The organism is Paucibacter sp. DJ2R-2, assembly GCF_025717675.1.
Lineage (GTDB): Bacteria > Pseudomonadota > Gammaproteobacteria > Burkholderiales > Burkholderiaceae_C > Paucibacter_A.
Map to the genome: position 1 here is coordinate 1 of NZ_JAJIRT010000004.1, position 22,616 is coordinate 22,616.

Here is a 22,616-nt window from a genome sequence, read left to right on the forward strand (position 1 = left end):
GCGATCGCAGCCGTCAGGGTCGTCTTGCCATGGTCCACGTGACCGATGGTGCCGACGTTGACGTGCGGCTTGGTGCGTTCAAACTTGCTTTTTGCCATTTCTGCGCTCCTGAGAAGGACTCGATCAGACTAGAAGAAGAAAAGAGGTGGTGCCCATGACGCGGATCGAACGCGTGACCTCTCCCTTACCAAGGGAGTGCTCTACCACTGAGCCACATGGGCATCGGCACAGGTTTGCAGGCAAAACAACCAACAAACCGGTAACGACACTACCAACAACACTGCGCCTTCCGCCGCTTCGCACCCAACACTGGAGCGGGAAACGGGAATCGAACCCGTGTCATTAGCTTGGAAGGCTAAGGTTCTACCATTGAACTACTCCCGCCCGGGAGCCTTGCGACCTTGCTTGAGATCGAGCTGCCGGACCAGCCGACAGCTCGAATCAAGAAAAGTTTTGCCTTGGTGGAGGAGGCTGGATTCGAACCAGCGTACGCGTAAGCGGGCAGATTTACAGTCTGCTGCCTTTAACCACTCGGCCACCCCTCCGAGGCAAGCCTGCTACTGTAGCACAGCATTTTTCACTCGCCAAGAACTTTTCTGGAATTTGAGACATCCAGCTCCTTTTGGTGAGCCACGGGCCGTGGCCGCACCATCTCGTCCCGCCACCGCTTGGTACCCAACCCTTAAGTACCAATAGATCAAAGACGAAGAGAACTCTCCATCCAATGCACCGAAGTCAATGCCACCCCGCCTGCCCTAGGTGAGATTCAGACAAGGACTCGATGGGCCACCAGGCCTATCTCACTGGCGAATTGAAACGCACCCCACCTTAGCCACCCCAGTCAATACCAATGTGCTACCAAGAGCTGCCGCCATCGTCGCCCCCGTACGACAGTCGACAGTCGCTCTGAAGCCCATTTACAGAAGCAACACAAGTGCCCCAAAACATGGTGGCAACATCGCCACAGCAGGGAAAACACGAACCGAAAAGTGGTAGCAAAGTGGCACTACCGAGCCGTATAGTGGCATGGCATTGGTTGCATTCGTACGTCATAGGAGGCACCAGACACATGCCAATTTGCAGATTGGCATTGCACTGGTTCCGCGTCGTAACAGGCCGACTCATCCATTCCGGCCAATATCGAGGAGCAGTTATGAAGGTCAAGAAGAATCCCGTCGCCGCGGCAGTCGCGCTGACGCTGTTGAGCGCGGCCATTTCGGCGCAGGCTCAGCAAGCCGCCCCGAAGCAGGACACCTCCCAATTGGAGCAGGTGGTCGTGACCGGTATCCGCGCATCGCTGGAGACCGCAGTCAACATCAAGAAGAACGCCAGCGCCGTCGTGGACGCTGTGTCCGCAGAAGACGTGGGCAAGCTGCCTGACTCTGACGTTGGCGAATCCCTGGGACGCCTGCCCGGCATCACCGTGGGCCGCGCTTTCGGCCAAGGTGCCTCCGTGTCGGTCCGCGGTTCTGATCCGCAGATGACCTACACCACCTTGAATGGTCAGACCGTCGCTTCGACCGGCTGGTATGACCAGTCCACCGTGGATCGCTCTTTCAACTACTCCCTGCTGCCCTCCGAGCTGATCGGCGGCATGGAGGTCTACAAGTCCTCGCAGGCTGACCTGACCGAAGGCGGCATCGGTGGCACGGTGATCGTCAAGACACGCAAGCCGCTGGACCTGAAGGCCAACACCATCTTCGGCAGCGTGAAGCTGGGCAAGGGCACTGTCAGCACCGACCTTTCCAAGGACGTTGCTGGCCTGTACAGCTGGCGCAATGACAGCAAGACCTTCGGTGTCTTGATCGCTGGCGCCAAGGAAGACAGCCAGTACATCCGTCGCGGCATCGAGTCAGACGCAGGCTGGGCCGGCGATGTGGCTCCTGCTACCTTTGTGCAGGACCGCAAGCGCAGCTCGATCAACCTGACGGTGCAGGCCAAGCCCACCAGCAATGTCGAACTGGGCCTGAACTACCTGAGCCTGGACCTGACGGGCGATAACACGAACAGCAACCTCTACCTGTTCACCGGCCAGAACGACCCGAACCCCGACCAACCCAATGCGGTGACAAACTGCGTGCTGAAGAACGCAGCGGGCCTGTGCGTGAAGGCGGAAGCCGGCGCTAAGAACCCGGTCAATACCTTCATGCAAACCTGGGCTCGCCAGGGCAAGATGTCCTCGGACAGCCTGGTCCTGAATGGCTCGGTCAAGGGTGACAGCTTCAAGCTGGAAGCCGTGGTTGGCGAAACCAAGGCCAAGGGCGGCACCTCGCACACCATGAACTATGGCGTGGGCTGGTGGGACGCGGGTCAAAGCCTGCCGAAGTTCCAGGGAACGATCGACGGCACCGGCAAGCAGATCGCGATCACGCCGAGCGTGCCCATGGACGTGTCCGTGTCCAATCTGCCCAAGCAACTCGCCCCGACGGGCTGGGCCACCGACCAGCAACAGCCGAACTCTGACAAAGAGCGCTTCGCTCAAGCAGACGCAACGTTTGATCTGGACTGGAACGGCCTGACTTCGTTCAAGGCCGGCGTGCGCAGCACCAGCCACAAGTACGAGCAAAGCGCCTTGCGCGGCAAGTTCTCGAGCACCGTGGTCGTGGGTAACACCAGCGACCTGTACAGCGGCTCCATCAAGATGGGCCCGAATGGCTGGGCCTTCCCGGAAGCCAATCTGAGCGGAATGGCCGCCCTGTACGACAAGAACACGGCTTCCTGGACACCGCAACGTTCGAGCTATGCCGCGATCGATGAAGACAATACCGCGGCCTACGGCATGTTCGAGTTCGAGCAAGGTGGCTGGCGCGGCAATTTCGGCCTGCGCTATGTGCACACCAAGGTGACCGGCAAGGGCTATCTGTTTGACGGTACCCCGCTTGCTGCCAACGATGTTCCCAACAACGACGGCTGGAGTAACAAGATCCGCGAAGAGAACTCGAGCTACAGCGACTGGCTGCCCAGCCTGAACGCCGCTTACAAGCTCGACCGAAACACGGTGCTGCGTGTGGCCGCTTCCAAGGCCATCACCCGCCCCAACTTCGAGTACATGTTCCTGACCAAGCAAGCCGGCTACAACGACGACCGCGTGGGCAACGAGTCCATCACCTTCGGTACCGTGGGCCTGAAGCCCCAGTCGTCCAAGCAGTTTGATCTGGGCATCGAGTACTACTACGGTCGCGGCAATATGGTGTCGGCTGCGTTCTTCCACAAGACGATCGACAACTTCGTGACTGCCAACGTCAAGACCAATCAAAAGGTCGGCGTGGTGGATCCGCTGAGCAAGGTCGACAACTGGACGATCAACAACTACGTCAACGCGGGCGGCGGCAAGATCAACGGCCTGGAAACCCAGATCAACCACAGTCTGGACAACGGCTTCGGTGTTGCAGCGAGCTACACCTACGCGGATGCCAAGGCTCCGGCCTCCAGCTACCCCGACAACCTGGCCCTGTTCACGCAGTCGTCCAAGCACACCCTCAACCTGGTGGGCTTCTACGAAACTGAGAACTACTCGGCTCGCGTGGCTTACAACTGGCGCTCGAAGTACATGATTCGTGAAACGGGCTACTACAGCTACCGTATGCACGATCCCTACGGTTCGCTGGATTTCAGCGCAGGCTGGAACATCAACAAGAACCTGCGCCTGAGCTTCGAAGCCATCAATCTGCTGAAGCAAGACGACATCCAGTACGGCGCCGCAGACGCCAAGAACGCCAACGTCAAGCCCAGCATGCGCGTCGGCTATCCTGCCTGGTCCTTCATGGGCGAGACGACCTATCGTTTCGGCCTGAGCGCCAAGTTCTGATCGAGCATCAAGCTCACAGCAAGACAAAAGCCCGGCTCTGCCGGGCTTTTTTTGTGCGCCAAACGTCCTGGCGCCGATCACCCGGCGAGCAAATCAGGCGGGCTGAGTGCCTCTCGCAGCAGCCGCGCGCAAGCCCTCAAGCCAGGCTCGGTGCCCGGGAAGCTCGCGGATCAAGGCCTGCGTGGCCGCGTCAACATGAGCCAAACGCTGGCGTCCATCCTTGTGCTCGGCTGCCGAGATCGGGAACCCACGGGTCGGATAACGCATGCCGTTCAAAACGTACAGATAGTTCTCCACACTGAACAGATCGAAGCGGCTGAAGAAATCCGTCTGATGCGGATGACCGGCCGACCATTTGGCGAGGCGTCCGCGCAGCACATCCGACAGATGGCAAGCCTGGCGGTTGTCACGCCAGAACTCGGAGTCGCTGCGATCGGAGATGTGATAGTGCAGCTGCACGAAATCGATGATGCGCTCCCAGGCATAGGTCAGCGCATCATTGACATGATCCCGCAAGGGCGGGGCGTCGCTGCCGAAACGTGGGAAGTTGCGCGCAAGAAGCCCCGCGGCAAAGTCGGTCAGCAGAATCGAAGTCGCCTCCAGCGGTTCGACAAAACCCTGGGCCAGGCCCAAAGCCATGCAGTTCTGTGTCCAGCTCTGTTTGCGATAGCCGATCTTCATGGCTATCTGGCGCGGTGCAAAGCTGTCAGCGGGCACGCCAAGATAGCGGGCGAAGGACGTGACCGCCTCCTCATGGCTCATATAGGCACTGGCGTAGACAAAGCCTGTGCCGCGACGCTCAGTGACGGGGATGTCCCAGATCCAGCCGGCCGCATGCGCGGTAGCCAGGGTGTACGGGGGAATCTCAGCACCGGCTTTCAGCGGCACCTGCTGCACAAGCGCCGTGTCAGTCAGTATCTGGTGAGACTTGTCCACGAAGGGCACCTTCAGCGCCCCCTGTGTCAGCAAGGACGCGAAGCCGCTGCAGTCGACAAAAAAATCAAAGACCAAGCGTTCACCGGACTTGGTGATCAGCACTTCGATATCGCCATCGGGGGCGCGCTCGGCACCCACCACAGTGGCGCGAAGATGTTGAACCCCAAAGCGCTGCATGGCATTGCGAGACAGCAGGGCGGCGAACTTGTGCGCGTTGACGTGATAGGCGTAGTCCACCGCGCCCTCGTAGGCAGGCGATTCGATCCGCTTGGGTGAGCGCATCGCCTCCGCCAGGCGGGTGCTGCTCGACACATCAGAGAACGGGCGAACCGGTTCCGACAGCCAATGCGGCGTGACATCCACGCCGCCCGGATACGGTGAAGCGAAGGGGTGGTAATAGAAATGCTCCGCGCCAGGCTTGCCGGCATCCATCCAGTTCTGAAACTTGATGCCGTACTTGAACGTGGTCTCGCAAGACAAGATCAAATCGGCTTCGCTGATGCCGAACTTCTGCATCGAGGTCTTGATGAAAGGCACCGTGCCCTCCCCCACCCCAATGATGGGCACATCTTCCGATTCGATCAGCGTGATCTCAATCTCGGGATCGGCCTGCAACTCACGGCCGAGATGGTTGGCGGCCAACCATCCGGCCGTGCCGCCGCCGATGATGGCAATTCTCTTGTTCTTCATGACACATACCCTTGTTGCTCAACGCAAGCGCAACGAAATCAAGGCCCACAGAAAAACTCATGGCCGTCACCTCATAAGGGTCGCCAGCGATTTCCTGCGATTGCCGATTTCGCCACTTTTTCGAGACTGCCATGATAGGGCGAGCTGAGCTGCCAAAGGGCTGAGGCAAAGCATTTCCAGGGGTTTCTCCTCGCCATGTTTCATCCCGCGCAAGCACACCAACGGCTCCCGGTCAAAACTACATGTTCGCACCCCGCTCAACGCCATAGGAGAAGCGCTCGAGCGCGCCCAGCGCAAGGTGACTCTCAATACTCTCGCAAGCAAGCACAACACTGGTTTTTAATTGGTTTTATCGAGTGTTTTGAGCAAGCGGGGCGCGAGCGGAATACCAAGATCAGCCAGGTCAATGACAGCTAGTACGCCATTCATGGAGGATTCATTCAAACCCGAGAAAATCTGGGCGCGCGCATGATTTCGCGCGCGAAGCAGCGAATACCAGTACTTAGCAAGCAGTATCGGTCAGGCCTGCCGCAAAGAGTATTTCAATACCTATGATCAGGACTTCGGTCGCAGCAGTTTTCGGCCATCTGACATGCTTTCAGAGAAAACCATGAAATTTGCATCCATGGCGATGGCACTGCTGCCTCTGCTGCTGACGGCAGGCTGTTCCACTCTTCCTTCCGGCGCGGGCCATGGTTTGGGCGTCGAGTCTCAGGATATTGAAGCTTGCAAAGCCTACAGCCTCGAAATGGTGAAGCCCCAAATGCGGGTGATCACGCCAGCACTGACCACGCCGGGCCGCACCGTCTGCACTTCAGGTTCGTCGCCGGGGTCGACCAATTGCTCCTACATTCCCGGCATCATTTACCCCGCCGTCGAAGAAGACGTCAGCATCGAAGCGCGCATACAGGTTCTCGCCGAATGCTTGTTGGCAAAACAAGAAACCGCACGCATCGCGCGACTGGCGGCTCAAGGCGAAGCGACCAAACCGGACAAGTCTCAGAACACACCCGAGGCGGTTGCCGCCCGCTCTGCGCAGGCCGAAGCCCTTGCTCGCCAGTTGCTCACGGACAAATCGGGCCCGCCGCCCTCTTCGACCGTAAAGTCGGCGCAGGCCAGCAAAGACTGCGAGTTCTGCCCAGCGATGATCAAGGTGCCAGGCGGCAGCTTCAAGATGGGCAGCAACAACCACTCGTCAGAGCAGCCCATCCGCACGGTCTCCGTCCCCAGCTTCTTGCTGGGCAAGTACGAGGTGACTCAGGGCGAATGGAAGGCCGTCATGGGCAGCAACCCCAGCGCCAACACCTCTTGCGGCAATCATTGCCCCGTGGAGCGCATCAGCTGGAACGATGCCAAAACCTTTGTTCATCGGCTCAACGAAAAGACCGGACTGAAGTTTCGACTCCCCAGCGAAGCTGAATGGGAGTACGCCGCACAACTCAGCAGCAGCGGCCCCAGCAACCCCGAGGCCGAATTGGAGCGGCTCCACCGCAGCGCTTGGTTCAGCAAGAACAGCCGGGGCCAGGTTCACGCCGTGGGACTCAAGGCACCGAATCGGTTCGGTCTGCACGACATGCAGGGCAATGTCTGGGAATGGGTCGAGGACGCCTTTCACGAGAGCTACCAAGGGGCCGCCTTCGACGCCCGAGCGCGGTCGAGCGGCGCGGAACCGGTCAAGCGTGTGCTCCGCGGCGGCTCCTGGTTCAATGAACAGAAGCAGCTGCGCCCCCAGCACCGCAACTCCGAAATGCCGGAGGCCAGCTATGTGTTCTTTGGCCTGCGATTGGCGCGTGATCTGAACTCCGAGGAGCCGGCACCGAGAGCAGATTCCACCGCCTCCGCCATCAAGCCGGCAAGGTCTGCTGAGGCTTCAGGCCTCATCCCTTGACCATAGCCTTGCTCCTGCGCCGATCCAACTCGCTCACCAGGACGAGACCCAAGGCTGCAAGAGCGACGGCGAATGCCAGCCAGGATCTCAAGTGCTCGGTTCACCACGGGTCGCCTTCGAGTTAGCCGGCCGCGCGCGCGACGGGGCGAACGCTCCACACCCATGGATCGAGCAATCAGCGCCCGCTCCGGCCGTAACAGGCGACCGCACTAGCGCAAGACAGGCAGCTTCTGCGGCTGCAGCTCAATCACGCGCCCCGCCATGGCGATGGTCTCTTGGCGATGCGCGATCACCACCCGCGTCAGCTGGAGCGCACGGATTGAGTCATTGACCTCCTGCTCGCGCTTGGCATCGAGGTGGCTGGTCGCCTCGTCAAGAAACAGGATTCGAGGTTGCTTGTACAAGGCGCGCGCCAACAAAAGGCGCTGCTTCTGCCCGCCGGAAATCGCCGCCCCCATGTCGCCGATCAGGGTTTGCCAAGCCATGGGCATGGCCAGCACATCTTCATCCACGGCCGCCATGCGGGCACACAGTCGCACTCGCTCCATATCGACATCAGCGGCCCCAAACGCGATGTTCTCAGCGATCGTGCCGGCAAACAGTTGATCGTCCTGCATGACCGCACCGAGACAATCGCGCCAGGCTCGCAGGCCGATGGCCGAGAGCGGCCGACCCATCACCAGAATCTCGCCCTCGGTCGGCGTCAGCAGACCCAGCATGATCTTCAGCAGGGTGGTCTTGCCGCAGCCCGAGGGGCCCACAATAGCCACCGACTCGCCGGCGGCAACGCGAAGACTGATGCCATCCAGCACCCAGGGCTCATTGGCACCGTAGCGGAATCGCACCTCACGCAGTTCGATATCGGGCACGGTCGCTGCAGGCAGACCACTGCCGCCCGAAAGTTCCGGTTCGCTGAGCACAATGTCAGCCAGTCGCTCACGCTGGATGCGCAGCATGCGCACCTGGAAGGCCAGATCGACCAAGGCGCTGATGCGGCCGCTGAACTGCAGCTTGTAGGCGGCATAGGCAAAGCTCATGCCTATGGACAACTCTCCGCGCATCACCAGCTTCGCACCGAGGTAGATCACCGCGATGTTCTCGACGCCGAACACCAGCGCATTGGCGGATTGGTACAGCGTCGTCAGCCGCTGAGTCGCAAGTTCCCGGTTGCTGGTGTTGACCAACAGGTTCAGCCAGTGGGCGCGCCGCTCGTCCTCGCGATTGAAAAGCTTGATCGACTGCACGCCGCGCACCGACTCGAGCAGATGGCTGTCTTGACGCGCCGCATGAACAATTTGCTCTTCGTTGGCCCGCCGAAATGGCGCATAGGAAAGCACGCGAATCAGCACATAGATGAGCAAGGCGCTCAAGGTCACCAGCGCCAGCTGGACGCTGTAGACCAACATCATCGCGAAAGCCACGCCGGCCATCAGCCCGTCCAGTGCGGCATTCAAAGCGGCCGCTGTCAGGGTCTGACGGATGTTTTGAATGGCGCCGAAACGCGACATCACATCGCCCAGATGACGCCGCATGAAGTAGTCCATGGGCAGGCGCAGCAACTTGCTCAGCACACCAGATGCCCACTGCAAGTTCAGCTGGGTGGAGAAGTAGATAACCATCCAGCTGCGCATGGTGCTGATCAAGAGCTGCAGCACCATCAGCAGGAAGAAGCCGAGCGCAAGCACCTGCAACAGATCCATGTCCTGCTGGACGATCACGCCGTCCAGCACCCATTGCTGGAAGAACGGCGTCACCACGGCCAAGAGCTCCAGGGCCAGGGACAACATCAGCACCTGGGCCAGCGAACGCTTGAGCCCAGTGACTTGCCCGACCAACTGGCCCAAGCCGACTGCCGGCTTGGGCTCGTTGCGCTCGAAGCTGGGCATGGGCGAGAGCTCCAGCGCCACGCCGGTGAAATGCCGAGAGGCCTCGGCCAGACTCAGCTGGCGCACGCCATAGGCCGGGTCGTGGACCGCGAGGCGGCGCGCGCCGACCCGGCGCAGCACCACGAAATGGTTCATGTCCCAATGCAAGATGCAAGGCATCTGCAGCTGCCCGAGATCCTCCAGTTCCAACTGCACCGCCCGCGCTGCGAAACCCAGTTCGTCTGCGAAGCCGATCAGCTGTTTCAGCGTCATGCCCTTGGCCGAGGCCTGGAGACGCTGGCGCAGATCGGGCAGCTCCTGCCATTGCCCGTGGTAGCTGCTGATCATGGCGAGGCAGGCCAGACCACACTCAGCCGTCTCCGTCTGTTGCACCATGGGCAGACGCGCCCCGAAGCCGAACTGCAAACCTTGCATCAGGCTCATAGCCGCCCTTTCAGCGCCAACATGGGCTCGAAGATCCATTCGATCAGACGCCGCTCGCTGAGCATCACGTCGGCCTCCACCTGCATATCGGCTTGCAAGGCCACCGGCTGGCCATAGGCCATCACGGTCTGACTCAAGGGTCGAACCAGCACGCGGTAGCTGCGCTCACCCGCACTGCTGCTGCCCACTTGAGCCAGCAGGGCCGCCCGCGAAACCTCCTGCACCACGCCCTCATGCTGGCCAAACTTTTGATACGGGAAGGCCGCATAGCGCAGGGCCACTTTTTGCCCGGGCCGCACGAAAGCCGCCGCACTTGATGGCAGCTGCAGCTGCGCCTGCAGTGCAGCGCCAGCCGGCAACAAGAGTGCCAACACCTGGCCGGCCACCACTGTCTGTCCGGCATGGGCCTGCAGCGAGGTCAGCACGCCGTCCACCGGCGCACGCAGCTGCCATTCATGCCGTCCCTGGGCTTCGGCCAGCTCCTGTTGCAAAGCCGCCAGCTGACGCTCAACCAAAGCTCGTGGGCTGCCATCGCGCAGCCCCTGGGCGCGCAGTTCCGACTCCACGGCCACCAGCTGCTTGCGAATTTCACGTTCATTGCGTTCCAAGGCAGCCAAGCGAGCCTGCTGATCCAGCACCTCGTCGGCACGCTGCTGCACCTGCAGACCCGACGCGAAGCCCGTGCCCTGCAAGGCCTCAAAGCGCGCCAGGGCTTCTTGCGCCGACTGAAGGCGGCGCCGCAGCAGCAATTGTTCAGCCTGAGCGCGCGGCAACTCCGCCATGAGTTCGCGGCGCTTCTGGCGCAAGGCTTCACCCTGGGTGACGGCCAATGCATCCAGGCGAAGCAGCTCAGCCTGCAGGCTGCCACGCTGCTGCTCCAGGCTGCGCACCGCGCCCTGTGCCAGGTCGCCGGCCTCGGCCGGACGCTCGACACGCAGACGAAACAAGGCCTGGCCCCGGCGCACCGCCGCGCCCTCGCCCACCAAGGCCTCGGCCACCAATCCCGGCTGCAAAGCGGCGAGGTTGACCAGACCTCGGTCCGGCACCAGATGGCCACTGACCCGAGCTCGCTGGGTGTAGCTGACGAAAAACAGCATCAGCAACACGCCCAGCCCCAGGGCCAGAGAAGCCATCGAGATCAACCAAAAGCTGCGTGGGCTGCGCAGCAAAACACGCCCCTGACCATGGCCATGACGCTGATGATCCAAAGCGGCTTGACGGAACTGCATGCGAATCACTCCGGCAAGGTTCAAAGCCCGAAAGGACAGAACCTTTCGGGCCGACCTCGCAGGTCCGGGGCGACTCAGCGCCGCCGCCGGACCCGCGCGATCAGGGCTTCAGCACAGATCGCTGTTGGCGCCACCACAACGCGGCGTGCGGGACGCCGGCGGGCAGGCATTGCTGACGCAATTCGCGCTGGCCGGCGGGCAGCCCTGCGTCTGTGGCACGCCGGTTGGGCAGCCAGTCGCGGCATTGACCGTGATGCAGGGGCGGTTGGTCGGATCGTCGCCACAGGCAGCGATCGAGGTGTAGCCGCCAGCCACATCGCTGAGCTCGGCTTGGCTGAGCTGACGCACCGAGGTGGTGGCCAGATGGAGTTTGTCGATTTTCTTCATGGTCTTGATGGGATTGCTTGTTGAGCGGCCGGCTGGCCGCCCGGGTTACAGGTCGCCAAGGCAGGCCTCGTCAAGAGACCCGCACTCACTCACACGCACCAGCCTTTGGTGGCCCAAGGTGGGCAAGCCGTCGTGTGCGCCGGAGGGCAGGTGGCCGAGACCGGCGGCGGGCAGGTGTTGGTCCGGCACGGATCGTTGCTCGGGCACGGGCCGCAGTAGGCGTTGGACAGCGAGGTGTTGCCCGTCGGGCCGCCATCAGCGCCGACCACCTGGTCGACTTCGGCGGGCGACAGACTGCGCACCGAGGTGGTGCTCAGCTTCAGTCGATCTGATTTGCTCATGGAGTTTCCTTGTCGAGTTGGAATGCGGCCGGCATTGGCCGCAAACGAAGTGCAGGGCTGTTCACGGCAACCCCAAGGCGGCTCCTCTTCGCGCCCCGGGCTCCGTGCAGCCCCGGTCGCGGCCAAGGCCGCCGTCGCTGCTGCACCGTCAGGCCCGGCCGAGCCATCGGGTGCATCAGACGAATTCAAGTCATTGCTGTGTCTGGCTCAGCCACGGCCGGGTCCCACGCTCGGGCGTCACCGATCCACAAAGCCCTTTGGCCGGCCAGAAAGGGCAGGCTCCAGGGCAGCGCCAATGGACCGCTGCCTTGCTCCGCGAGGACCAGGGCAAGACCGGCATAGCCCTCCAGCAGACTGAGATTGGGGTCAGGATCCTGTTCCAGCAGCGTCAACAGACCGGCTTCACCGTCCAGCGGATGACACTGCTCGAAGCGGCCCGCCAACTCCTCTTGGCCCGGCGCCAGCTGGCGCAGCAACCAGGCTGAACCCACGCTGCCATGGCAGAGCCAGGCGTCGACAAAGCCCAGGCCCAACAAGGGCCGCTGGCTCAGGGTCTGCAGCAGGCGCTGGGCCCAGGCTTCCAGCGCGGGTTCGTCGAGGGCCAAGGCGGACAGTTGCAAGGCCGCCGCCGTGCCCAGATCGCCATAGCACCAGGCGCAGCGGGTCAAGCCCGGGGCTTCGACCGCGGCGCCGAAATGTGAGCGCCCGTCTTGTGACTCATGACGGCGCAGGTGGCGCAGTGCGCCATGCAGCAAACCTCGCGCTTCGCCCTGTCCGCTGCGGCCACTGGCCAGTGCAAAAGCCAATGCCGCCAGCACACCCGCCTGGCCGTGGGCCAGGCCCAGATCGGTACAGCCGGTCGGATGCGCGTCACCCATGGGAAAGCCGCGAATCCAGGCCGGCGGGGTGAACCAGAAGACTTCCTCGCCGGCCGCGGTCTGAACACGCGTAGCCCGGCTGCTCAGCCGGGCCAGACAGGCTGCGACCAAAGGCAACCGGCTGCCCTGGCGCTCACGGTAGGCGGCATAGACGAGCAAACCGGCGAGGCCGCTGATGACGTCAAAGTGCTCGGGCAGATCGCGGTCATGTCGCAAACCGTCCAGAAGATGCTCGTCGGCCTCTTGGGCCGCATCCTCGGCCATGCCCAAGCCGTAAGCCCGGTCCAACTCCAGAGCTGCGAAAAGCAGGCCTTGAGCACCCTGGAACAGTCCGTGCGGATAGCGCGGCAGCAACTCCAGCAAACGCATCAACGCCTCGGCCATCCAATCGGCTGCGATGCGTGTATCGGGCGCCGCGCGCGCGTCCAGGGCGGCCAGGCAAAGCAGCTGACCGGCGGCGCCGCAGGCATAGCTGGCATCCGTCCAGGGCTGTTCCAGTCGCTGCAGCAGGCGCGTCCGCAGGGCTGCGATCAGCCGCCCTGATGGGCTCGCTTCGGCCTTCATGCATCGCTCCCTTGCGCCACAGGACGACGCGCCTGACGGGCCCGTTCCAGGCGACGGGCAAAGTCATACAGCAGGGTCTCGTGGCGGCGTGGCTCGCTCGGCGCCAGCCGGTTGCAATGCATATGGAGCAGGCTGTGCATCACGCTCTCACGCTGCACCTCGGGTAGAGCCGACAAGTGCACATTCAGCTCAGCCAAGAGCGCCAGCCGGCGCGGCTCACTGCGCTGCAGCTGCTGCTGCCAGGCGCCCAGGTGGCCCTGGCCCCTCTGCAAACCCTCCAGCTCACGGCGGAACTCGCGGAAGCGTGCGCCGATGGCCACGAGAGCGGCCGAGCGGCCACTGGCACCGGATTGTTCTTCCAGGAACTGACGAGACAAGGTGTCGAGCAGTGCTTCGCGCTGCTGCGGTTCCGGGCTCAGCAATCGGGCATAGGCATCGACCGAGGCCAGAGCGAACAGCCAGCGCGGCGGAGCACCGTCCGGGTCGGTCTCGGTCGCGGCAGCCTCCAGATCGAGCAGGGCCAGAGCATCGTCGGAATCGATGGCGAACAGCTGCTCGCACAGCCGCAGGCCATGCGGGCCGCCATAGCGCTGCGACTCCGGTAGGTAGTCGTCGCCCTGCACGCGCCAGAGCAGGCCCGCACGCTGAGCGTCGGCCAAGCACGCCAGCAATTGCTCGTGCGCCAGGATCAAGGCCGCGCGATCTCGGCCTTGCAGACGCAAGCGCAGGTGCTCGAAACTGTCCTGATAGCGGACGAAGAACCACGTCTTGATCAGCCCTTGCATCTGCAACTGACGCAAGCAGGGCGCCACCCATTCGCGCAACACCCGGTCGGCATAACCGGCACCGGTGTAGAGGCGCAGATAGACCCAGTCCTCCAAGATTGGGCGGCGTTCACCCTCGCCCTGCAGACCGGCACGTTCCGGGTTCCAAGGCTGGGCACGGCGGGTCTTCGCTTGCCGCGGCCGGCGCAGCGGCAGCACCCATTCCTGGCTGCGCTGGCCAAACTCCTGCTGCGCAGCCGCCGTGTTCAGGGCCAGGCATTCATGCAAGGCCACTTGCGGCAATTTGATGATGTCATCGAGCAGCAGGCTGACCGAAGCCGGGTTGTCCAAATCCACCGGCAGATGGTTGTCGTGCTGATCCCAGGTGACAAAGCGGGGCAAATTCAGAGCCTCTCGCCAGGCGCTCAAGCCACCTTCCACCACGGCTTGATTCAAGGCCGCGATCTGCTTGGCATCAAGCAGGCAGCGTGCTCGCGCGAGGATCACACCCTCGAACTCCAAGCGTGGCAGCCACGGCAGGTGTTGGACAGCGGCCGGCCAGGCAAAGCCCAGCCAGGGCCCGTCCTCATCCTGCAATCCAGCCAAAAACTCGTAGGCGCCAAGCTGGCGCGCATGGTAGTTGTGGGCGCTGCTGAGGCGCGGGATGACCCGGCGCCCACTGCGCAGTTCACGCAGCACAAATCGATCACCGAGCAGCTGAATGCTCAGATCCGAGAGCCACAGCTGCTGCTCGCGCGGCCGGTCGCTGCTGCCCGCGAACACCAATTCGTGGCTGGCCAGCGAGGGCCGCCGCAGGATGTTGAGCAGGCGATCCTGCGGGTGGTGGATCAGCTCCGCGTAAATGCAGTCGGGGTTCTCGTCACGATGTTCGCGGGCGTAGTGGGAGGCGGCCTCGCTGAGCTCGGGGCTCAGGTGGCAGAAACGAGCGATCAGCTCCAGGCCATTGCGCCCACCCATGCCGCGCAACTCGAACTGTGGTGCCTGGCCAGGCGCCGTCGGCAACACGCCCAACTGGGCGTAAACGCCCTCAGGCAGGCTCAAGGACGCGGGTTCGCCCAGGCTTTGCAAATCCGCACGCGACAGGGTGATGCAAGCAGCACCCGGCCCCTGGGCAAACAGGCGGCTCAGCACCAGGCGCTCGAAGGCCAGCAGCGGTGCTTGCACGGCGCCGCCTTCGCCGGGACTTGCACCACCCAGGCGCAAGCCCTGCAGCAGTGGCGAAGCCAGGGCACCACGGTTCGGATAAGCAAGGCCCAGCTCCGGATGCAGGGCGAAGGCGAGATTGACCTCGCGATCCTCGAAACGCTCGCGGAACAAGCGCTTGTAGTCCTGCTGCACCGACGAGGGCCTTGCCGTGTGGCGCATCAGCAGTTGCAAGCGCTGCACCAGATCGGCGGCCAGAGCCGGGGCGACCCGGGCCGGGCGCGCATCCAAGGTGTCGATCTGCAGCACGCCGCGACTGAGATCCTCCGGGCCGATCTGACCCTCGATCGTGGCCCGCAAGGCCTGATAGGCCCCGACCAGTGAGGCCGAGCTGTCCGCCTGCGCACGCAGCTCGTGCAGCTGCCGCTGGATCTGGCGCAAGGGCAGCAGGGCAGGATGGTCCGGCGACTGGGCCAGCGCCTGGTCCAGGCTGCAGGCATTGCTGGCCGTCGGCGCCAGCAGGGGCAGGATCAAACGGCGCTCGATCAGCTGATGCAGAAACTCAGCGGCATCGTCGGCGTCGACCTCCAAGCCTAAAGCGAGCTCCTCCCGCAGATCGGCAAAGCTGCGCGGCGACTGAGCCAGCCGCTGCAAAAGCGCCAGTGCTTCGCTGTGAGCCAGTTCTACGGCCCGATAGCTGCGCTGACGATTGGCCTGGTACACCCAGTCGACGTAACTCAGGTGGGCACCGCAGCGGAAGGCCGTGTTGCTGAACTGCCAACGCAGGGCTTCCCGCCAGCTCCGGTCTTGCAAGGCCGCATCGATCAGCCAAGCCTCGACGCCGCTGTCCAGATGAATACCCCGGCGCAGCGCCGGCGCGGCAGGGCCGGAATCGGCGAGCCCGGCCACCTCGGTGCTGATGCGAGCCAGTTGCACCTGAGCAAACAGGCCAAACGGCGTGCAGCGATAGGCCGCTCGGCTCACGAAGCGAGCCAGGCTGGCGATCAGCTTCTTGCGTTCGCTGGCACTTCGGCTGACATCGCCCGTTCCTTGGCGCAGATCCAGCAAGCGCGCATGCAAAGACGGGCTGGACACATACAAGGCTTCGTCCACCAAGGGCAGCGCGCATTGATCCAGGATGTATTGCTCGCGATCCGAGCTCCGGCACCAATCCTCGAACTGCCCCAGTGGCAGCAGCGGATGGCGCAGCAAGGCGAAATCGCCCGGCGCAACGAGTTCTTCCATGGTCTCCCTCCGGCGAATTCGCTCGGTTGCTGGGGTCCATGCCCAAGGGCCGGACCCATCCAGGGCGGCTCAGGGCGCAGACGCGGAACTGCAAAGCTGTACTGCTACTGCTGGAACTGCTACTGCTGGAACTGCTGGAAACGCGGGGCTCGATCGGCCGCGGCAACAAGGCCACGACCGAAGAAAACTTCGGGCGGGACCTGCGCACAAACCTCAATCAAGCGAAGCTGTCGCTCAGGAACGACTTGAATGCCGGGCGAGACCCGACCAGATCTTTCCCCTTTCTGACACTGCATCACGCAAATACCAGGAAGAGTCCAAATCGCTTATTTCGAATACCAATTTAATACCCGATGGGGATTCAGGTAATTGCCGCAAACCCGTAGGCCGAACCGACCGCGTGGTTCTCAGACCCGCCGCCCGGCGACAAGAACAGGCGCTCAGACCTTGATATAGATCCGGCGCGCGTCCAGAACGCGGACGATCAGCGCCCACACCGCCACGAATGCCAGCGCAAACGCCAGTGAGGCGTTGAACGGCCCGGCCAAGCGGCCGATCCAGCCGAAGGCGCCGGCGTAGAGCGGGGCCATCAAGCCGAAACCTTCGAGCACCACCGTGCACATCCAGGCGCCGGCGTATGCGGCGATGGCGTTGACACCAAAGCTGCGACCCAGCGCCGGCCAGCCGGCTTGGTCGATCAGGCGGTGGGCCAGGGCCAGGGCCAGGGCGCCAAGGCCGCCGGTCCAGAGCACGAAGCTCGGGGTCCAGAGTTGCTTGTTGAGCGGCTGGAACTCAGCCACCAACAGGCCCAGACAAGCACTGCCCAGACCAAGCAGCCAGAGGCTTTGCCGCTGGGCGCGGCGCAGGTACTGGCCGGCTTGCAGGCCCAGCAGGCTGGTGGCCAGCGCGCCGAGGGTGCTGACCAAGCCTTCCGGATCGTGACCCAGGCCGGTAGCCGCATTCCACTCATAGCCAAAGCGACCGAACAAGGCGGCGTCCCAGCGCGAGGCGATATTGCCCACCTTGTCGAGGCTGCCGCCCCAGGCCAGCAGCGCGCCATAACCCAGCAGCAGCGCGGCCAAGAGCCACCACAGCTGAGCCTGGCGGCGCAGGTGGAGAACGACCAGGCCCGTCACGGCAAAGCAGATGGCAATGCGCTGCAGCACGCCAGGGATGCGCAGCTCGGGCTTGCCCATCAGCCACCAGGCCAAGAGGTGCAGCACCAGACCCAGGGCCAGGATGCGCAGGGCACGGATCAGCACCGTGCGGCGCAGCGGCGCCAGCGGCGCTTGCGCATCGACACGCGGGCCAAGAGCCAAGGCCAGCGAGACGCCGACGATGAAGAGGAAGAAAGGAAAGATCAGGTCGGTGGGCGTGCAGCCATGCCAAGCCGAATGCTCGAGCGGCGCGTAGACATGACCCCAATCGCCGGGGTTGTTGACCAGCAGCATGGCCGCCACCGCCAGGCCTCGCAAAGCGTCGACCGACCCAAACCGTTGGCTAGCGCTCATCGCGGCCCGCCCTTTCCATCGCATGCAAACAAGAACACAGATTCACTCGACCCAAGAAGCGAACTCGGGCGAACGGTCACGGCGACCGGAATCAGAAATCACACAAGCTGCTCAAGGCCGGCTCGGCCGCCGGCACTGTGTCCAACTGGGCCACGCCGCCGGCGCGCAAACGCTTGACTTCTGCGTCCACCTCGGCCGGGCTCAGCACCTTGTTGCGGGCATGAAAGACCCAGTCCACATCTTGCTCGTACGCACGTGCCTGGCTGCTGGCCGGCAGCAAGCCACCGGGCGAGAACCAGAGGTTGAAGTTGATGGACATCAGCGAGACCGGGTAATTGCGTCCGCCATGCGTGGCCAGCTGCCGGCCATCGAGGAAGAGCTTGACCTGACCGCCCGAGACCTGCATCAAGAGCTGATGCCAGCCGTTCAGGTTCGTGAACTCTTCGTGCGACTGGTTGTAGCTCTTCCAGGGCTCGAGCTGCACAGTCTGCCAGGCAATGCCATAGAGCCGCGTCTTCTCGCTGCCCCAGCCGCCGTTGGGCAGGTACTCCCAGTCGATCTCGCTGAACTCGGGGTCGAAGTCATGGCGCAAGGGCGCCACCACATAAAAGGTCTGGATCACCGGGTCGCCATCGACGCCGCGCACGGGCGCATCGCTGAAGCGCAGGCGGGCCGCATACGTGCCTTCCAGATACTTGCGTTGGTGGCAGATCTGGGCCTGCGCCGTGCCGGCGCCATTGCCGTCGGTGTGTGCGGCCAGACGCAGCAGGCGGTTACCGGCTTGCTGCGGATCATCGACCAGGCTCAGCTGCTCGGCGCTCCAGCGCGCACCCGTCACGCCCGGGTGGCCCGCTTTGCTGCGTGGCGTCCAACCTTGGGCCCAGAGGCCACTCAGTTCGCGGTAGCTGAAGTCATCGAAGAACAGGCCGCCAGGCGCAGGGCTGGCGGCCTGTGCCTGAACCGCGAGCAAACCCGCCACAACACCGGCCAGACCAAGAAAGAACCCGCGCATGACCTCAGCGGCTCGCAGCTGGAGCGGCATCACCCGCCGCTGGGGCAGCCTCTGCCGTTTGCGCGCCCGGGATCTTCACGAAGAACATCAGAACCAAGGCCGGTACGCCGCAAGCAATCGTCCAGAGGAAAAAGCTCTGGTAGCCCATGGCCACCTGGATATCGCCGCTGATGGTCTTGGAAAAAATGAAACCGAGTTGCATGACGCCAGAGCCGAGCGCGTAATGCGCGGTCTGGAACTTGCCCGGCGCGACCGCCTGCATGATGTAGAGAATCATGCCGACAAAACCGAAGCCATAACCGAACATCTCCACGGCCACGGCCGCGCTGATGTGGAACATGTCCTGCGGCAGGCTCACGCTGAGGTAGTAGAAGGTCACATTGGGCACAGCCATCATCAAGATCAGCACCGGCATGGCGCGCTTGAGACTCAGCCAAGACGTGAAGTAACCACCCAGGATGGAGCCGACCAGAAAAGCGGCCGTCCCCACCGTGCCGTAAACGCCGCCAATCTGTTCGGTACTCAGCCCCAAGCCGCCCTTGTCGCGCGCTTCAATCAGGAACAGCGGCCCGATGGTCTGCACCTGCCCCTCGGCAAAGCGGAACAGCACGATGAACAAAATCGCCAGCCAGATGCCAGGCTTGCGCAGGAAGTCGCCGATCACCTCGCGCAAGGTACGTGCCACACCCGCGGCACTGATGTCGGCCGTCTCGGTGTTCAAGGTGCCGGGCAAGGCATAGGCGTTGTAAGCGGCCAGCAGCGCCAGCAGCACCGCCAGCAAGACAAAGATGATGGACCAGGCGTTGAAAACGCCGTAGCGGGTTTCCAGATGCCCGGCCAGAACCAACAAGCCGCCCAAGGTCAGGAACTTGGAGGCATTGAAGAAGGCGCCCTGCCATCCCGCATAGGCGGCCTGCGACTTGGCATCGAGCGCGGCCATATAGAGCCCGTCACAGGCGATGTCGTGGGTGGCCGAGGCATACGCGAGCACGAAGAGCACGCCGATGGAGGCCGCAAACCACATCGGCAACTGCAAGGCCAGCGCCATCAGGCCGAGGCCAGCGGCACCGGTGAACTGCATGGCCACGACGATCAGCTTCTTGCTGCGAGCCAACTCCAGGAACGGGCTCCACAAGGGCTTGATCGCCCAGGCCAGTCCCAGCAAGCCGGTCCAGCGGGCGATCTGGTCGTTGGGCACGCCCATGTTCTTGAACATCAGGCCGGCAATCAGCATGACGACAAAGAACTGCATGCCCTGCACAAAGTACAGGCTGGGAATCCATCGGATCGGGGAACGCCCTGCCGCGGCTGACGACTCTTGGCTCATGGCCGGTCTCCTCATGTGTTGTTCTCAGGCTATCAAGGCGCGCCGGACTCAGGCATCCAGTTGCACAGGCGAAACGGCAACGGCCACATGCTCGCCCTGCAACCATGCCTGCAGGCCGGCCAGAGCGCCATCGGCATAACCCCAGCTCACCACGGTCGGACCCGGCACATCCAGGGCCTGGAAGGGATTCCAGAGCACCAAGTGCAGATCGGGCGTCCAGGCGCGGGCGTTCTGGCCGTAGCGCATGCGGTGGGTCGAGGCAACGATGTTCAGGCGTCCGTCCTGCGGTACCGTGGCCCAGTCCAGGGCCAGGATGTCATCGACGAATTCGATCTGGGCATTCGGGAAGGCGCGGAACAGCTCGACGATCTGCGCGCCCGAGGGGCCGGCTTCCGAGACGCCATCGGTCGGCACTTCGGGTTGCACGTAGACGCGCAGCGCTGCATCGCGAGCCGGCGGCGTGGCGCCGCGCAAGGCGGTCAGGCCGGCAGCCCAGGCCTGGCGCATCAGGCGGTCGTCGGCGGCACGCGGCTCGCCTTGGTAGTCGTCGTGGCGCACCGGGTAGGCGGCGGCCAACTTGTCCAGGCGGGCGGCGGCGATGCGGCCCTGCTCCAGCGTCAGCTCGCCGCGCTCGAAGGCGTCTTTCAAGGCTTGGATGGACCGGCCCTGCTCTTCCAGGTCACCCTGGGCCAGGATCATGTCGGCGCCGGCCTGGATGGCCATCACGGCGGCGCGGGCGTAGCCGTAGCGCTCGAAGATGGCCTTCATCATCAGCGCGTCGGTGATGACCACGCCGTCGTAGCCCCACTCGCGGCGCAGGATGTCGCCCAGGATCTTGGTCGACAAGGTGGCCGGGTGATCGGGGTCGATCTGCGGGTAGACGATGTGGGCGGTCATCACGGCCGGCGCAGCGTCGCGCAAGGCCTTGAAGGGGCGCAGCTCCAGCGCGTCCAGCTCGGCGCGGCTCTTGTCCACCGTCGGCAGGGCCAGGTGCGAGTCCACATGGGTGTCGCCGTGGCCGGGGAAATGCTTGACGCAGCAGGCCACGCCTTCGCGCAGCGAACCGGCCATCCAGGCGCCGGCCAAACGGGTCACATCATCGGCATCTTCGGAGAAGCTGCGCTCGGCGATCACCGGGTTGGCCGGGTTGTTGTTGATGTCCAGCACCGGCGCGAAGTTCCAGTTCACACCGATCGAGGCCAGGCCGCGTGCGACCGCGGCGCCGACCTTCTCGGCCAGGGCCGCATCATCGGCCGCGCCCAGGGCCATGGCCGAAGGCGCTTGCGGCAGGAAGGTGGCGCGCACCACCGAACCGCCTTCCTGGTCGAGGCCGATCAAGGCGCCGGGGCCCATCACCTCGCGCAGATCGCGGGTCAGCTGGCGCACTTCGGCTTCGGTGCCCAGGTTCTTGCGGAACAGGCAGACGGCGCGCACCTGGTTGGCGCGCAGGAACTCGGCGGTGGCCGCGTCCAGGGACTTGCCCTGGATGTCGACCATCACCAGCTGGCCGGGATGAAAAGCAGTCATGACAGCCGGCCCCGATCAGTTCGTCTTGGTGACCTTGGCCAGATGCGGCGGCGCATCCGGGTTGCGGCCGCGGGCGCGGGCCAGGGCTTCCACCATGGGGTAGAAGCTCTGCACCACGGCGATCGGGTCCAGGTCTTCATTGCCGGTGCAGGCCAGGGGCAGCTCGGCGCCGGGCGTACCCACCGGCGCGGCCAGCAGCACGCGGGCACCACGGCCGCGCATTTCCTCGGCCAGAGCGATCAAGCCGGCCTGGGCCGGGCCACGCGGTGCGAACACCAGCATGGGGTAGCCCTCGTCCACCAAGGCCATGGGGCCGTGCTTGACCTCGGCGCCCGAGAAGGCCTCGGCCTGGATGCCGCAGGTTTCTTTGAACTTCAGCGCCGCTTCCATCGCGATGGGCAGGCCCGTGCCACGGCCGATGACGAAGAGCTTGTCTGCGTCCTTGAGCACGTCGACGGCCACATCCCAGCGCTGCTTGGCGGCCTCTTCGAGGGCCGAGGGCAGCTGTTGCAAGGCAGCCTGCAGGTCTTCATCACCGCTCCAGGCGGCCACCACGCGGGCGCCGGCCACCAGCTGGGCGATATAGCTCTTGGTGGCGGCCACGCTCAGCTCGGGGCCCGAGCGCAGCGGGAACACGAATTGCGCGGCATCGGCCAGAGGCGAGCTCTCGGCGTTGACGAAGGCCACGGTGCGGGCACCGCCTTCACGGAAGAATTTCGTCGGTGCGACCAGATCGGGGCTTTGGCCCGATTGCGAGAAGGCCAGGGACACCAGGCCATCGCAGACAATCTTGCTTTGGTACAGCGTTACCAGCGACATCGGCAACGAAGTCACCAGGCGGCCCATGCGCGCCATCATCAGATAGGCCATGTAGTGGGCAGCGTGGTCCGAGCTGCCACGGGCCACGGTCAGCAGGGCCGTGGGCGGCTGCTCGCGCAGGGCCTCGCCGAGCTCGGCGTAGGCATTCTGGTCATGGGCCAGCTGGTTCGCGACAGCGGCGGGGGCACTCAGGGCTTCTTGCAACATGCGCGAGGCA

General features: G+C 63.7%; 15 protein-coding genes and 3 tRNA genes. 2 read left to right on the top strand and 16 right to left on the bottom strand.

The features are described from left to right. The 4 genes from LNV28_RS11370 to LNV28_RS11385 all read right to left on the bottom strand — a co-directional run. A partial coding sequence (locus LNV28_RS11370; RefSeq protein WP_263518129.1) for a GTP-binding protein occupies positions 1–98 on the bottom strand: 98 nt, incomplete at its 3' end. A gap of 48 nt (positions 99–146) precedes the next feature. After that, a tRNA-Thr gene (locus LNV28_RS11375) sits at positions 147–221 on the bottom strand. Positions 222–310: 89 nt separating this feature from the next. Beyond that, positions 311–384 (bottom strand) — tRNA-Gly (locus LNV28_RS11380). 75 nt (positions 385–459) lie between these two features. Beyond that, positions 460–545 (bottom strand) — tRNA-Tyr (locus LNV28_RS11385). Between the two features lie 608 nt (positions 546–1,153). On the opposite strand from LNV28_RS11385, the gene LNV28_RS11390 reads away from it, so the two are divergent. Continuing rightward, the gene (locus tag LNV28_RS11390; protein WP_263517667.1) at positions 1,154–3,808 is read left to right on the top strand and encodes a TonB-dependent receptor; all 2,655 of its coding nucleotides are present in this window, start codon (positions 1,154–1,156) and stop codon (positions 3,806–3,808) included. Positions 3,809–3,901: 93 nt separating this feature from the next. Here the strand turns inward: LNV28_RS11390 and LNV28_RS11395 are convergent, their stop codons facing one another. Then, complete coding sequence (locus LNV28_RS11395) at positions 3,902–5,434, bottom strand: tryptophan halogenase family protein (RefSeq protein WP_263517668.1); 1,533 nt, start codon at positions 5,432–5,434, stop codon at positions 3,902–3,904. A gap of 748 nt (positions 5,435–6,182) precedes the next feature. Here LNV28_RS11395 and LNV28_RS11400 point away from each other — a divergent pair. Next, positions 6,183–7,322, top strand: coding sequence for a formylglycine-generating enzyme family protein (locus LNV28_RS11400; protein WP_263517669.1), 1,140 nt, complete (start codon positions 6,183–6,185; stop codon positions 7,320–7,322). Positions 7,323–7,531: 209 nt separating this feature from the next. Here LNV28_RS11400 and LNV28_RS11405 read toward each other — a convergent pair whose 3' ends face one another. The 11 genes from LNV28_RS11405 to LNV28_RS11455 form a co-directional block, all read right to left on the bottom strand. After that, complete coding sequence (locus LNV28_RS11405; protein WP_263517670.1) at positions 7,532–9,631, bottom strand: peptidase domain-containing ABC transporter; 2,100 nt, start codon at positions 9,629–9,631, stop codon at positions 7,532–7,534. Then, positions 9,628–10,860, bottom strand: coding sequence for an HlyD family secretion protein (locus LNV28_RS11410; RefSeq protein ID WP_263517671.1), 1,233 nt, complete (start codon positions 10,858–10,860; stop codon positions 9,628–9,630). Before LNV28_RS11410 ends, LNV28_RS11405 begins: the two co-directional genes overlap by 4 nt. A gap of 108 nt (positions 10,861–10,968) precedes the next feature. Further along, the gene (locus LNV28_RS11415; RefSeq protein WP_263517672.1) at positions 10,969–11,247 is read right to left on the bottom strand and encodes a hypothetical protein; all 279 of its coding nucleotides are present in this window, start codon (positions 11,245–11,247) and stop codon (positions 10,969–10,971) included. A gap of 89 nt (positions 11,248–11,336) precedes the next feature. Continuing rightward, entirely contained in the window at positions 11,337–11,588 is a 252-nt protein-coding gene (locus tag LNV28_RS11420; protein WP_263517673.1) for a hypothetical protein, read from the bottom strand. Between the two features lie 185 nt (positions 11,589–11,773). Beyond that, entirely contained in the window at positions 11,774–13,030 is a 1,257-nt protein-coding gene (locus LNV28_RS11425) for a lanthionine synthetase LanC family protein (protein WP_263517674.1), read from the bottom strand. Then, positions 13,027–16,203: a lantibiotic dehydratase gene (locus LNV28_RS11430; RefSeq protein ID WP_263517675.1), complete on the bottom strand. Its 3,177-nt coding sequence runs from the start codon at positions 16,201–16,203 to the stop codon at positions 13,027–13,029. The genes LNV28_RS11425 and LNV28_RS11430 overlap by 4 nt, the downstream gene beginning before the upstream one ends. Before the next feature lie 440 nt (positions 16,204–16,643). Then, the gene (locus LNV28_RS11435) at positions 16,644–17,714 is read right to left on the bottom strand and encodes an acyltransferase family protein (RefSeq protein WP_263517676.1); all 1,071 of its coding nucleotides are present in this window, start codon (positions 17,712–17,714) and stop codon (positions 16,644–16,646) included. Between the two features lie 91 nt (positions 17,715–17,805). Further along, positions 17,806–18,726: a glycoside hydrolase family 16 protein gene (locus LNV28_RS11440; RefSeq protein ID WP_263517677.1), complete on the bottom strand. Its 921-nt coding sequence runs from the start codon at positions 18,724–18,726 to the stop codon at positions 17,806–17,808. A 4-nt stretch (positions 18,727–18,730) separates the two neighbouring features. After that, complete coding sequence (locus LNV28_RS11445; RefSeq protein ID WP_263517678.1) at positions 18,731–20,053, bottom strand: MFS transporter; 1,323 nt, start codon at positions 20,051–20,053, stop codon at positions 18,731–18,733. A gap of 48 nt (positions 20,054–20,101) precedes the next feature. Continuing rightward, positions 20,102–21,580, bottom strand: a complete 1,479-nt coding sequence (gene nagZ, locus LNV28_RS11450; protein ID WP_263517679.1) for a beta-N-acetylhexosaminidase — start codon at positions 21,578–21,580, stop codon at positions 20,102–20,104. Positions 21,581–21,595: 15 nt separating this feature from the next. Then, positions 21,596–22,606: an SIS domain-containing protein gene (locus LNV28_RS11455; RefSeq protein ID WP_263518130.1), complete on the bottom strand. Its 1,011-nt coding sequence runs from the start codon at positions 22,604–22,606 to the stop codon at positions 21,596–21,598. Positions 22,607–22,616 lie beyond the last annotated feature (10 nt).

Excerpts from the sequence above, each read along its gene's own strand:
- nagZ (WP_263517679.1), bottom strand. The coding sequence starts at position 21,580 with ATGACTGCTTTTCATCCCGGCCAGCTGGTGATGGTCGACATCCAGGGC.
- LNV28_RS11440 (WP_263517677.1), bottom strand. The coding sequence starts at position 18,726 with ATGCGCGGGTTCTTTCTTGGTCTGGCCGGTGTTGTGGCGGGTTTGCTC.
- LNV28_RS11415 (WP_263517672.1), bottom strand. The coding sequence starts at position 11,247 with ATGAAGAAAATCGACAAACTCCATCTGGCCACCACCTCGGTGCGTCAG.
- LNV28_RS11390 (WP_263517667.1), top strand. The coding sequence starts at position 1,154 with ATGAAGGTCAAGAAGAATCCCGTCGCCGCGGCAGTCGCGCTGACGCTG.
- LNV28_RS11405 (WP_263517670.1), bottom strand. The coding sequence starts at position 9,631 with ATGAGCCTGATGCAAGGTTTGCAGTTCGGCTTCGGGGCGCGTCTGCCC.
- LNV28_RS11455 (WP_263518130.1), bottom strand. The coding sequence starts at position 22,606 with ATGTTGCAAGAAGCCCTGAGTGCCCCCGCCGCTGTCGCGAACCAGCTG.
- LNV28_RS11435 (WP_263517676.1), bottom strand. The coding sequence starts at position 17,714 with ATGAGCGCTAGCCAACGGTTTGGGTCGGTCGACGCTTTGCGAGGCCTG.
- LNV28_RS11425 (WP_263517674.1), bottom strand. The coding sequence starts at position 13,030 with ATGAAGGCCGAAGCGAGCCCATCAGGGCGGCTGATCGCAGCCCTGCGG.
- LNV28_RS11420 (WP_263517673.1), bottom strand. The coding sequence starts at position 11,588 with ATGAGCAAATCAGATCGACTGAAGCTGAGCACCACCTCGGTGCGCAGT.
- LNV28_RS11400 (WP_263517669.1), top strand. The coding sequence starts at position 6,183 with ATGGTGAAGCCCCAAATGCGGGTGATCACGCCAGCACTGACCACGCCG.
- LNV28_RS11395 (WP_263517668.1), bottom strand. The coding sequence starts at position 5,434 with ATGAAGAACAAGAGAATTGCCATCATCGGCGGCGGCACGGCCGGATGG.
- LNV28_RS11445 (WP_263517678.1), bottom strand. The coding sequence starts at position 20,053 with ATGAGCCAAGAGTCGTCAGCCGCGGCAGGGCGTTCCCCGATCCGATGG.
- LNV28_RS11430 (WP_263517675.1), bottom strand. The coding sequence starts at position 16,203 with ATGGAAGAACTCGTTGCGCCGGGCGATTTCGCCTTGCTGCGCCATCCG.
- LNV28_RS11410 (WP_263517671.1), bottom strand. The coding sequence starts at position 10,860 with ATGCAGTTCCGTCAAGCCGCTTTGGATCATCAGCGTCATGGCCATGGT.